The 12023-nt window shown below is 64.9% G+C and carries 9 protein-coding genes; 8 read left to right on the forward strand and 1 reads right to left on the reverse strand.

Features of this window, described 5'->3' with window-relative positions:
* The first annotated feature begins 41 nt into the window (after nt 1-41).
* Nucleotides 42-2270, forward strand: a complete 2229-nt coding sequence (locus tag NLM33_RS33720; RefSeq protein WP_254102806.1) for a CHASE2 domain-containing protein — start codon at nt 42-44, stop codon at nt 2268-2270.
* Between the two features lie 145 nt (nt 2271-2415).
* On the opposite strand, the gene NLM33_RS33725 is transcribed toward NLM33_RS33720, so the two are convergent.
* Complete coding sequence (locus NLM33_RS33725) at nt 2416-4011, reverse strand: ABC transporter substrate-binding protein (protein WP_254102808.1); 1596 nt, start codon at nt 4009-4011, stop codon at nt 2416-2418.
* 201 nt (nt 4012-4212) lie between these two features.
* Between NLM33_RS33725 and NLM33_RS33730 the strand changes: the two genes are divergently transcribed.
* The 7 genes from NLM33_RS33730 to NLM33_RS33760 all read left to right on the forward strand — a co-directional run bounded on the left by NLM33_RS33730 (nt 4213) and on the right by NLM33_RS33760 (nt 11801).
* Nucleotides 4213-5871 carry an ABC transporter substrate-binding protein gene (locus NLM33_RS33730; protein ID WP_254102810.1) on the forward strand — a complete coding sequence of 553 codons (1659 nt, stop codon included), beginning with the start codon at nt 4213-4215 and terminating at the stop codon, nt 5869-5871.
* A gap of 218 nt (nt 5872-6089) precedes the next feature.
* Nucleotides 6090-7043, forward strand: a complete 954-nt coding sequence (locus NLM33_RS33735) for an ABC transporter permease (protein ID WP_027521379.1) — start codon at nt 6090-6092, stop codon at nt 7041-7043.
* Nucleotides 7044-7253: 210 nt separating this feature from the next.
* Nucleotides 7254-8156, forward strand: coding sequence for an ABC transporter permease (locus tag NLM33_RS33740; RefSeq protein WP_254102811.1), 903 nt, complete (start codon nt 7254-7256; stop codon nt 8154-8156).
* Between the two features lie 3 nt (nt 8157-8159).
* Nucleotides 8160-9221, forward strand: coding sequence for an ABC transporter ATP-binding protein (locus NLM33_RS33745; RefSeq protein ID WP_254102813.1), 1062 nt, complete (start codon nt 8160-8162; stop codon nt 9219-9221).
* On the forward strand, nt 9218-9415 hold the full coding sequence (locus tag NLM33_RS33750) for a hypothetical protein (protein WP_254102815.1): 198 nt from the start codon (nt 9218-9220) through the stop codon (nt 9413-9415). Before NLM33_RS33745 ends, NLM33_RS33750 begins: the two co-directional genes overlap by 4 nt.
* On the forward strand, nt 9412-10827 hold the full coding sequence (locus tag NLM33_RS33755) for an amidase (protein ID WP_254102817.1): 1416 nt from the start codon (nt 9412-9414) through the stop codon (nt 10825-10827). The genes NLM33_RS33750 and NLM33_RS33755 overlap by 4 nt, the downstream gene beginning before the upstream one ends.
* Entirely contained in the window at nt 10824-11801 is a 978-nt protein-coding gene (locus NLM33_RS33760; protein WP_254102819.1) for an ABC transporter ATP-binding protein, read from the forward strand. Before NLM33_RS33755 ends, NLM33_RS33760 begins: the two co-directional genes overlap by 4 nt.
* The last annotated feature ends 222 nt before the right edge of the window (nt 11802-12023 follow it).

A 12023-nucleotide genomic window follows, 5' to 3' on the forward strand; every position in this document is an offset into this window, starting at 1 on the left:
CCAAGATTGAACCCGATCGGGTTCCGGGAAGTCCAACGGGCATGAAGCGGCTCAGGATATGGCGGCGGTGGTTCGCGCGCAGGTTCGGCTATGCGCGGCTGGTCTGCCTTGTGCTGCTCGTCGGCTTCGCAGCCGTGCGCCTCGCCGACTGGAGGCTGGTCGAGGAGGTTCGCGTCCGGACCTTTGACTGGTACCAGCGCATCGATCCCCGCGAGAAGACCCAAAAGCCGGTCGTCGTCGTCGATATCGACGATCGGACGCTGAAGGCGGTTGGCCAGTGGCCATGGCCGCGAACCAAGCTCGCCGAGCTCACCACCGATCTGACGCGGCTCGGCGCCGCCGCCATCGGCTTCGACGTGATGTTCCCCGAGCCCGATCGGCTCAATCCCGATCTTGCGGTCGAGACCTTCCGCAATCTGGACGAGGCGACCCGCGAAAAGCTCAGGGCGCTGCCGAGCAACGACCAGGCGTTTGCCGAGGCGATCAAGGGCTCCCGCGTCGTGCTCGGCGAGACCGGTCTTCCGGCCAGCAACTCGGAACTCGATGAGAAGCTTCCGCAGACCGGGTTGGCAACCCTGGGTGAGGATCCGCATCCTTTTCTGTTCGAATTTCCCGGCTTGCTGCGAAATATTGCCGTTCTCGAGGCTGCCTCTGCCGGCCGCGGTTTGCTGACCATCAAGCCCGAGCGCGACGGCATCGTCCGGCGGCCGCCGATGATCACGCAGGCCCAGGGCGTGATTCTCCCGTCGCTGAGCTTCGAGATGCTGCGGGTGGTGTCCGGCTCCAACACGATGCTGGTCAAGGCCGATCGCGAAGGCATCCTCAGCGTCGGCGTGCCGCGCTTCCCGATCCCGACCGACAAGAACGGCCTGCTCTGGGTGCATTTCGCCCACCATGATCCCTCGATCTACGTCTCGGCGGTCGACGTGCTGGAAGGACGAGTAGCGCCAGACAGGATCGCGCAGCGGCTGGTGCTGATTGGCACCTCGGCGGCGGGACTGAACGATATCAAGACGACGCCGGTCGACCCCGCTGTGCCGGGCGTCGAAATCCACGCCCAGATGCTGGAAAGCGCGATAGCCGGCTCGATCATCTCGCAGCCGAACTACGGCCTCGCGATCGAGTTCTTCGCCGCCATGATCTCGGGCATTCTGGTGATCATCTTCGCTCCGAAGTTCGGGCCGGTCACGCTGGTCGGCGTCGGCGCGCTGTTTGCTTCGGTTTTGATCGGCTTCTCCTGGTACTATTATTCGCATTATCGCCTTTTGATCGATGCCACCTATCCGATGGCCTCGACAACCGCGATCTACCTGACCCTGGTCTTCGCGAGCTTCGTCCGCGAGCAGCAGCAGCGCAAGCAGATCCGCGGCATATTTGCGCAATACATGTCTCCCGTTCTGGTCGAGCAGATGGCGCAGTCGCCGGAAAAGGTCGTGCTCGGCGGCGAGGAGCGCGAGATGACGATCATGTTCTCCGACGTGCGCGGCTTCACCACGATCTCGGAGAGCTACAAGCACGATCCGCAAGGGCTGATCGCGCTGATGAACCGCTTCCTGACGCCGCTCACCGACGTGATCATCGAAGGGAAGGGCTACGTCGACAAGTACATGGGCGACGCCATCATGGCGTTCTGGAACGCGCCGCTCGACGACAAGCAGCACGAGATCAACGCCTGCGAGGCGGCGGTTGGCATGTTGGAGAAGCTCGACGAGGTCAACAAGGAGCGCGAGCAGGAAGCCGCCGATGGCGGCCACGTCTACATCCCGCTCAATGTCGGCATCGGTCTCAACACCGGCATCGGCGTGGTCGGTAACATGGGTTCCGACCTGAAGAAGAACTATTCCGTGCTGGGCGACAGCGTCAATCTCGCCTCGCGGCTGGAAGGGCAGACCAAGGACTACGGCTTCCCGATCATCGTCGGCTCCAAGACCGCGCTCGCCGCCAAGGACAAGTTCGCGGTCCTCGAGCTCGACTTCATCATGGTGAAGGGCAAGACCGAGCCGGAGGTGATCTACGCCATCGCCGGCCGCGAGGACGTGATGCATTCGGGAGCCTTCCAGCGCCTGCGCAACATCACCATCGAGATGCTCGCCTGCTATCGCAGTCGCGACTGGCAGGGCGCGCTGGACGCGATCGAGCGCGGCCGCAGAAGCGAGGACGCGGACACGCTGGAGAAGCTGTTCCGCCTCTACGAGGCGCGCATCAGGAATTACCAGACGAGCCCGCCGCCGGACGACTGGAACGGCGCCTATGCGCTGCTGACGAAGTAGCGGGGCGCGGCAGCATATTCAGATGCCGTAGGGTGGGCAAAGCGAAGCGTGCCCACCACTTGCATGAACGATGCTGAACGATGGTGGGCACGGCGCAAGTGCGCCTTTGCCTACCCTACACTGCGTGGCGCAGCTTGCGCCCGCCTTACTCCACCCCGATCGTCGTCAGATCCTGGAACCAGTGCTGCGCCTGCACGAACTGCTTGATCCTGGGCGACAGCGCATGCGGGTTGGTGTCGTGGACGACCCAGACCAGCGCGGCATCGTCGACGATCTGGGCGTGCGCCTGCGCCAGCAGCTCGTCCTGCTTGCCGGTGTCGAACGTCTGCTTGGCTTCGTCGATCAGCGCATCGACCTTCGGGTTCTTGTAGCCGCCCCAGTTGACGCCGACCGGCGCGATCTGGCCCGAGTGGAAGAAGCGCACGATGGCGTAGAGCGGGTCGGAGGTGACGTAGGCGATGTTGTTGGCGGTAATGCCGGCGTTCATCTCGTCGGCCGCGCCCTTGCGCCAGTGGGTGTAGAGGGTCTCGAGCTCGACGACCTTGAAGTCGATGTCGATGCCGATCTCCTTGAAGCTTTGCTGCAGGAATTCGTTCATCGGCAGTGACAGCATCTGGCCGGTGCCGCCTTGCGCGATGATGAAGGTGGTCTTGAGTGGCTTGTCCTTGCTGTAGCCGGCCTCCTCGACCAGCTTCTTCGCGGCAGCGAGGTCGTACTTCAGTTCAAACGTCGGCTTGCCGAACCACGGGCTCGACGGGTCGACCTGGCCCTTCGCAGGCTTCGCAAGCCCGTTCATCAACCCGACCACCGCGTCGCGGTCGATTGCGAGATTGAGCGCCTTGCGCAGGCGGATGTCGGTCCAGGGCGAGCCCGGCAGCACGCTGAGGTGATAATTCCACACATGCGGCGTGACGTTGTCGACGATCTTCATGCCGGCGGCCTTGAGCTGCGGCACGGCGTCGGGGGCGGGCGTCTCGATCAGATCGACTTGTCCGGCCAGCAGCGCGTTGGTGCGCGTCAGCGCTTCCGGCATTGGCACCAGCACGAGCTTGTCGACCTTCGGAATCCGCTTCTTGTTCCAGTAGTCCGGATTCCTCGTCAGCTCCGCGAGCTCGCGCGGCACGAGCTTCGTGAGCTTGAACGGGCCGGTGCCGGAGGGCTGGCTTGCAAACTTGTCCCAGTCCTTGCCGAGCTTTTCATATTGCGCCGGGCTCGACACCAGGAACCAGAGCATCTGGTAGGGGAAGAAGGAATCGACCGTCTTGGTGGTGATCTCGACCGTATCGTCGTCGATCTTGGCGTAGCTCGCGACGGAAGGAAGCCGCGTCTTCACCTGCGCGCTCTGCCGCTTGTCGAACTGCGGCGCCTTGTCATTGAGCACCTTGTCTAGATTCCAGATCACCGCGTCGGCGTTGAAGTCGCTGCCGTCGTGAAACTTCACGCCCTTGCGCAAGGTGAAGCGCCATTTGGTCTTGTCGGTGTCGTCGACCTTCCATTCGGTGGCGAGCCCCGGCACCAGCTTGCCCGGCCGTTCCGCGACGTCCATCTCCCACGCAACGAGCGGATCGTAGATCGTGTAGGCCGTGAACTGATAGGCGCCGGCGCCGCGATCGGGCTGGCCAGTGGTCAGCGGAATATCCGCCATCGAGATGCCGTAACGCACTACGGTCTCGGCGCGTGCCGGGATTGCGGAGAACGCCAGCGCAAGCACGGCGAGACCGATCGAGATTCGATTGCGCATGACCAAAGCTCCCAACGAAAAATCTGGGGCCGAACTTGCAATCTTGATGCCAGAATAGGCAGCGCAGTGCCTCTAGCGGCGCAGCATCACAAGGACTTGTCGTCGCAGGGGCAATTTGCAGAATAAGTTCCCCCATTGGCATAGCCATTGCATAAGCTTGCATCAAAAATAATCATCGAAAGCCGGAAAAGGATTGAGGCGATGCTTATCGAAAAAACCACCCGCGCAGCATTGATTGCGGCGCTGGCGCTCACGACCGCAGCCACCTGGCCGCGCGCGGCCAGTGCCGAAACCGTGCTGCGCATCGGCATGACCGCTGCCGATATTCCGCGCACGCTGGGCCAGCCCGACCAGGGGTTCGAAGGCAACCGCTTCACCGGCCTCACCATGTACGACGCACTGACCATGTGGGACCTCTCCTCGGCCGACAAGCCGAGCGTGTTGATTCCTGGGCTTGCGACCGAATGGAAGATCGACGAGACCGATCACAAGAAGTGGACTTTCAAGCTGCGCCCCGGCGTGAAATTCCATGATGGCAGCGACTTCAACGCCGATGCTGTGGTGTGGAACGTTGACAAGGTGCTGAACAAGGATGCCCCGCAATACGACCCGAGCCAGGTCGGCCTCACCGCCTCGCGCATGCCGACGCTGCTGTCCGCCCGCAAGATCGACGACCTGGCGGTGGAGCTGACCACCAAGGAGCCGGACAGTTTTCTGCCGATCAATCTCTCCAATCTGTTCATGGCGAGCCCTGCGAAATGGCAGAAGCTTTATGACGCCGCCAGCGGCGCTGATGCGAAGGCGAAATCGGCCGCCGCGTGGGAAGCATTTGCGCGCGATGCCTCGGGCACCGGTCCGTGGAAGATGACGAGTTTTACGCCGCGTGAGCGGCTGGAGCTCGCCAGGAATGAAAACTACTGGGACAAGGCACGCGTTCCGCATGTCGACCGCATGGTGCTGTTGCCGATGCCGGAGGCGAACGCGCGCACCGCGGCGCTACTGTCGGGGCAGGTCGACTGGGTCGAGGCGCCCGCGCCCGACGCGATTGCCCAGATCAAGCAGCGCGGTTTCGTCATCTACTCCAACGAAGAGCCCCATGTCTGGCCGTGGCAGTTCTCGCGGGTCGAAGGCTCGCCCTGGAACGACATCCGCGTCCGCAAAGCGGCCAATCTCTGTATCGACCGGGAGGGCCTGCGAGACGGCCTGCTCGGCGGATACATGGTGCCGGCGACCGGGACCTTCGAGGCCGGCCATCCCTGGCGCGGCAATCCGACCTTCCTGATCAAGTATGACAAGCCGGCCGCGCTGAAATTGATGGCAGAGGCGGGCTATGGTCCCAACAAGCACGTGGCGGTCAAGATCCAGACCTCGGCCTCGGGGTCCGGCCAGATGATGCCGCTGCCGATGAACGAATATCTCCAGCAGGCGCTCGCCGAATGTTACTTCGACGTGCAATTCGACGTCATCGAGTGGAATACGCTGGTCAACAACTGGCGGCGCGGTGCCAAGGATGCTTCCGCCAACGGCTCCAATGCGGTCAATGTGACCTATGCGGCGATGGATCCGTTCTTCGCCCTGGTGCGCTTCCTGCAGTCGTCGATGGCGCCGCCCCTGTCGAACAATTGGGGCTACATCAACAACCCCAAATTCGACGAGCTGGTCACCAAGGCGCGTCAGACCTTCGACTCGGCCGCGCGCGATGCGGCACTCGCCGAGCTGCACGCCGCATCCGTTGACGACGCAGCCTTCCTCTACGTCGCCCATGACGTCGCCCCGCGCGCCATGAGCCCCAAGGTGAAAGGCTTCGTGCAGCCGAAGAGCTGGTTCGTCGACTTCTCGCCGGTGTCGATGACGCCGTGAGGTGCTAGCAGTGTACTCGGTGCACCCTCTCCCCTTGCGGGAGAGGGTGGCCTCGCGAAGCGAGGCCGGGTGAGGGGTTCTCTCCGCGGATGACCCTCTCTCGTTTGAAATGACTCTACTCGCGGAGAGAACCCCTCATCCGGCGCGCTCAGGAGCGCAATTGCGCTCCAAAGCGCGCCACCTTCTCCCACAAGGGGAGAAGGAAGAAGAGAGACAACGTGCTCGCCTATATCGCCAGACGCATCGTCTATGTCATCCCGATCGTCATCAGCGTGGCGCTGGTGTGCTTTCTGCTCGTGCACATCACGCCGGGTGATCCGCTCGTTGCCGTGCTGCCGGCCGATGCGTCGCAGGAGCTCGCGGCGCAGCTCCGCGCGGCCTACGGCTTCGACCGGCCGCTGCCGGTACAGTTCGGCCTCTGGCTCTTGCGCGCGCTGCACGGCGATCTCGGTAATTCCATCGCGACGGGGCGTCCCGTGCTCGCCGAGGTAATGCGCGCGGTCGGCAACACCGTGACGCTCGCGATTGCGGCGGCCATCATCGGCTTCACGATGGGGATCCTGCTTGGTCTGATCGCCGGCTATTTCCGCGAGACCTGGATCGACAAGCTCGCAACATCCTTTGCCATCGCCGGCGTCTCGGTGCCGCACTATTGGCTCGGCATGCTGCTCGTCATCATCTTCTCGGTCGAGCTGAACTGGCTCCCCGCGGTCGGGGCCGGCCCCGGCGGCTCCGGCGCATGGGCCTGGGATTGGGCGCATCTGCAATATCTCGTGCTGCCGGCGATCACGACGTCGGTGATTCCCATGGGCATCGTCACCCGCACCGTGCGCGCACTCACCGGCGACATCCTCAGCCAGGATTTCGTCGAGGCCCTGCGTGCAAAGGGCCTGCGCGAAACTGGCGTGTTCCGCCACGTCATCAAGAATGCCGCGCCCACCGCGCTTGCGGTGATGGGCCTCCAGCTCGGCTACATGCTCGGCGGCTCGATCCTGATCGAGACGGTGTTCTCCTGGCCGGGCTCGGGCTTCCTGCTCAACTCCGCGATCTTCCAGCGCGACCTGCCGCTGTTGCAGGGCACGATCCTGGTGCTTGCGCTGTTCTTCGTCTTCCTCAACCTGCTGGTCGATATTGCGCAAGCCGCGATCGATCCGCGCATCAAGCGGGGCTAGCGGGATGAGTCTAGCTGCGGCCCGGAGAGAGGTGCGCTCCCTCCCCCGCTTGCGGGGGAGGGTTGGGGAGAGGGTGTCTCCCCAAGCGATGGCCTCCAAGAGGAGAGAACCCTCACCCGCGCCTACGGCGCGACCTCTCCCGCAAGCGGGAGAGGTGCACTGCGTCCTTGGCGTGCACCGATTGAACCAAGACCAGCCGGGAGCTAGCCGATGAGCGAGCTTCCGTTGTCAGCCACCAGCGACGCCGCGCTTCAGGCCGCGCCGGCGACGAAGGCGCGCGGCTATTGGGCGACCGTCGGCCGCCGCATCCTGCGCGACAAGGTCAGCATGGCCTGCGCGCTGGTGCTGCTGTTGATCTTCCTCTGCGCGCTGCTCGCACCGTGGCTTGGCCTCGAGGACCCCTACAAGGGCTCGATGATCCGCCGCCTGCGCCACATCGGGACGCCAGGCTATCCGCTCGGCACCGACGAACTCGGCCGCGACATGCTGGCGCGGCTGATCTATGGCGGACGTCTCTCCCTCGTCATCGGCATTCTGCCCGTGATCCTCGCCTTCGGCATCGGCACCTCGCTCGGCCTCGTTGCCGGCTATGTCGGCGGCAAGCTCAACACCGCGATCATGCGCACCGTCGACGTGTTCTACGCCTTCCCCTCGGTGCTGCTTGCCATCGCCATCTCCGGCGCGCTCGGAGCCGGCATCCTCAATTCCATCGTGGCGCTGACCATCGTCTTCGTGCCGCAGATCACCCGCGTCGCCGAAAGCGTCACCACCGGCGTGCGCAACATGGATTTCGTCGAGGCTGCACGCGCCTCCGGCGCGGGTCCAATCACCATCATGCGCGTGCACATCCTCGGCAACGTGCTCGGCGCGATCTTCGTCTATGCGACCAGCCTGATCTCGGTCTCGATGATCCTGGCCGCCGGTCTCTCCTTCCTCGGGCTCGGCACAAAACCGCCGGAGCCGGAATGGGGGCTGATGCTGAACACACTGCGCACCGCGATCTACGTTAATCCCTGGGTTGCAGCATTGCCCGGCGCGATGATCTTCGCGGTCTCGATCTGCTTCAACCTGCTCTCGGACGGCCTGCGCAGCGCCATGGACATCAGGAACTAGGACATGAGCGAGGCGAACCTTTCCGTCGAGACGCTCGTGCCGGTCGAGGATCGCGGCGGCGTGGCTCAGCCGCTGTTGAGGGTGAACGGCCTGACCAAGCATTTCCCCGTGCGCGGAGAGCTGTTCAGCGCCAAGCGCACGGTGCGCGCCGTCGACAACGTCTCCTTCTCCGTTGCCAAGGGCGAGACCGTCGGCATCGTCGGCGAATCCGGCTGCGGCAAGTCGACCACCGCGCGGCTCCTCATGCATCTGATGCCGCGCGATGCCGGCGACATCATCTATGACGGCATGACCGTCGGCCAGGCGCTCAGCTTGCGCGAGCTGCGCCGCGGCATGCAGATGGTGTTCCAGGATTCCTATGCCTCGCTCAATCCGCGCCTGACGATCGAGGAATCGATTGCCTTCGGCCCGAAGGTCCACGGCATGGCGGACGGCGCGGCCCGTGCGCTCGCGCGCGAGCTGCTCGGCAAGGTCGGCCTGCGTCCGGAGAATTTTGCCAACCGCTACCCGCACGAGATCTCCGGCGGCCAGCGCCAGCGCGTCAACATCGCGCGGGCGCTGGCGCTGTCGCCGCGGCTGGTGATTTTGGACGAGGCCGTTTCCGCGCTCGACAAGTCGGTCGAGGCGCAGGTGCTCAACCTGCTTGCCGACCTCAAGCGCGAGTTCGGCCTGACCTATCTCTTCATCAGCCACGATCTCAACGTCGTCCGGTACATCTCAGATCGCGTGCTGGTGATGTATCTCGGCGAGGTCGTCGAGCTCGGCCCGGTCGATGCAGTCTGGGACGCGCCCGCCCATCCTTATACGCGCGCGCTGCTGGCGGCGATGCCGTCCTCCGATCCCGACAAGCGCACCGAGACGCCGCCGATCTCGGGCGATCCGCCCAACCCGATCGATCCGCCCTCCGGCTGCCGTTTCCACACCCGCTGTCCGTTCGCGGAGCCGCTCTGCGCAAATGCTACACCAAAGCTCACTGCGCTCGATACAATGGGCCACGAGGCCGCCTGCTATATGGCGATACCGGGATCGGGCCACAGCCGCGCGCCGCAAGAGGGAGCCGCATGACGAGACCGACTGCAAAGGACATCAAGGCCATGGCCGAGGTGGCCGGAGTGCCCGTGGACGAGGCGACCGCGACCCGTATCGGCACTTCCATGGGGCCGGTGTTCGACGGCTTTGCGACTATCGCCGGCACTCTGCCGATGGACCTCGAGCCGTCGCTCTATGTGCTCGCGCAAACCACCAGGGTTCCGGCATGAGCACCGAGCCCGCTTTGATGACGCTGACCGAGGTCGCACGCGCGATCGCGATGAAGCAGGTGTCCTCGCAGGAAGTGACACGTGCGCTCTTGCACCGCATCGCAGAGTGGCAGCCGCATCTCAACGCCTTCATGGCGATCGAATCAGAGGCCGCGTTGAAGGCCGCTGAAGAGGCCGACGAGGCGCTCGCCAAGGGTCAAGTGCGCGGGCCGCTGCACGGCGTGCCGCTCGCGCACAAGGACATGTACTACGACGCGGGCAAGGTCGTGACCTGCGGCTCGCTGATCCGCCGCGACTATGTCGCCACCACGACGTCGACGGCGCTGCAGCGCCTGAAGGATGCCGGCCAGGTCCGGCTCGGGTCGCTGCACATGGCCGAGTTCGCCTATGGGCCGACCGGCCACAACAGCCATTATGGTCCGGTGCGCAATGCCTGGAATGTCGCGCATATCACCGGCGGCTCGTCGTCGGGCTCGGGCTCGGCGGTCTCCGCGCGGCTGACCTTCGCCGCGCTCGGCTCCGACACCGGCGGCTCGATCCGCATGCCCGCGAATTTCTGCGGCGTCACCGGGTTGAAGGTGACCTGGGGCCGCGTCAGCCGCGCCGGTGCGATGCCGCTGTCGCAATCGCTCGACACCGTCGGCCCGCTGGCGCAGACCGCGGAGGATTGCGCGCTGCTGCTCGCGCTGATGGCGGGGCCTGATCCCGAGGATCCGACCGCGAGTGCCGAGCCCGTGGCCGATTACGTTGCCGCGACGAAAGGTTCGCTGAAGGGCCTCAAGATCGGCGTGCCCGCATCCTTCTATGTCGACGATCTCGACGGCGAAGTGGCGCGTGTGCTCGACGAGACCATTGCGGTGCTCAAGCGCGAGGGTGCCGACATCGTCAAGGTCGAGCTGCCGGATCAGCGGCAATTGTCGGCGGCGAGCCAGCTCGTGCTGGCGGTGGAGGCCGCCGCCTTCCACAAGCGCTGGCTGATCGAGCGTCCGCAGGACTATGGCGCGCAAGTGTTGATGCGTCTCCAGAACGGGCTTGCGGTCCCCGCCATCACCTATCTCGAGGCGATGCGCTGGCGCGGACCTGCGCTTGCCGCCCATCACGCGGCCACCGCCGGCGTCGATGCGGTGATCGCGCCGGTCTCGCCGGTGCCGGCGCCGACGATTGCCGAGAGCGATGTCGGCGGGAATGCGAATGCGCCGGCGGTGTTGCAGCAGCTGACGCTGTTCACGCGTCCGGTGAATTATCTCGGCCTGCCGTCGCTGGTCGTGCCGTCGGGCTTCACCAAAGGTGGCCTGCCGGTCGGCATGCAGCTCATCGGGCGCGCATTCGATGAAGCGACCCTGCTCACCATCGGCGCAGCGTTCCAGCGCGCCACCGACTATCACGCCAGGGTGCCGAAGCTGCCGTCATGACCAAGCTCGTCGAGATTTCAGGCCTCAACATCCGCTTCACCGGCGAGCGCACGGTCTATGCCGTGAACGATCTCGATCTCTCGCTCGGTGACGGCGAGGTGCTGGGCCTGCTCGGCGAGTCCGGTTCGGGCAAGAGCGTGACGCTGCGTGCCCTGATGCGGCTTCTGCCGAAGAAGCGCACGCAGATCACTGGCTCCGTCAACGTCATGGGCCGCGACGTGCTCGCCATGGGCGAGGAGGATCTCTCCGCGTTCCGCGGCCAGACGGTGTCGATGATCTTCCAGGAGCCCGCGCTCGCGCTCGATCCGGTCTACACCATCGGTGCGCAGATCGCCGAGAGCGTGGTGCGTCACGAAGGTAGGAGTTACGCGGAAGGCAGGGCGCGCGCGCTGGACATGCTGGAGGTCGTCCGCATCCCCTCCGCAAAGCGCAGGCTCGATGCCTATCCGCACGAAATGTCCGGCGGCATGCGCCAGCGTGCGATGATCGCGCTGGCGCTCGCCTGCCGGCCCAAGATCCTGCTCGCGGACGAGCCGACCACCGCGCTCGATGCCACCGTGCAGATCCAGATCCTCTTGCTGCTGCGCGAGCTGCAACGCGAGTTCGGCATGTCCGTCATCTTCGTCACCCACGATATCGGGGTGGCGATCGAGATCTGCGACCGTGTCGCGGTGATGTATGCCGGCCAGATCGTGGAGCAGGGGAGCTTGCGCGATATCGTGCGCGCGCCGGTGCACCCGTATGCCAAGGGCCTGCTCGCCTCGACCATTCACGGCGCCAAGCGCGGCGCACGACTCGAGACCATCCCCGGCACGCCGCCCTCGCTGAGCCAGAAACCGCACAACTGCTCCTTCGCCCCCCGCTGCGCCGTCGCCCAGCCGCAGTGCCTGGAGCAACTGCCTGCGAATGTGGAGGTGGGACCGGGCAGGGCGGCGAGGTGTGTGCTGGCGGAGGCGGCGACGGTTACGTCGTAGCTTGCTGGTGTCGATCTGAATTTGTCGATGTGAACTGAAGTAGCCCCCCGGGCGCGCTGCGCTCCCTCCCCCTTGTGGGGGAGGGTTGGGGAGGGGGGTAGCCCCGGGAGAGGTCTGAGTTCGTGGCTACCCCCCTCCCTGCCCCTCCCCCACAAGGGGGGAGGGAATGAGAGAGCGGTGTGCTCCTGACCTCGAAAATCTCAAGCACAAGGACCGAGTTGC

This window comes from Bradyrhizobium sp. CCGUVB1N3 (genome assembly GCF_024199925.1).
GTDB lineage: Bacteria > Pseudomonadota > Alphaproteobacteria > Rhizobiales > Xanthobacteraceae > Bradyrhizobium.

Coding starts and splice junctions, on each gene's coding strand:
- NLM33_RS33720 (WP_254102806.1), top strand. CDS start 42: ATGAAGCGGCTCAGGATATGGCGGCGGTGGTTCGCGCGCAGGTTCGGC.
- NLM33_RS33725 (WP_254102808.1), bottom strand. CDS start 4,011: ATGCGCAATCGAATCTCGATCGGTCTCGCCGTGCTTGCGCTGGCGTTC.
- NLM33_RS33730 (WP_254102810.1), top strand. CDS start 4,213: ATGCTTATCGAAAAAACCACCCGCGCAGCATTGATTGCGGCGCTGGCG.
- NLM33_RS33740 (WP_254102811.1), top strand. CDS start 7,254: ATGAGCGAGCTTCCGTTGTCAGCCACCAGCGACGCCGCGCTTCAGGCC.
- NLM33_RS33745 (WP_254102813.1), top strand. CDS start 8,160: ATGAGCGAGGCGAACCTTTCCGTCGAGACGCTCGTGCCGGTCGAGGAT.
- NLM33_RS33750 (WP_254102815.1), top strand. CDS start 9,218: ATGACGAGACCGACTGCAAAGGACATCAAGGCCATGGCCGAGGTGGCC.
- NLM33_RS33755 (WP_254102817.1), top strand. CDS start 9,412: ATGAGCACCGAGCCCGCTTTGATGACGCTGACCGAGGTCGCACGCGCG.
- NLM33_RS33760 (WP_254102819.1), top strand. CDS start 10,824: ATGACCAAGCTCGTCGAGATTTCAGGCCTCAACATCCGCTTCACCGGC.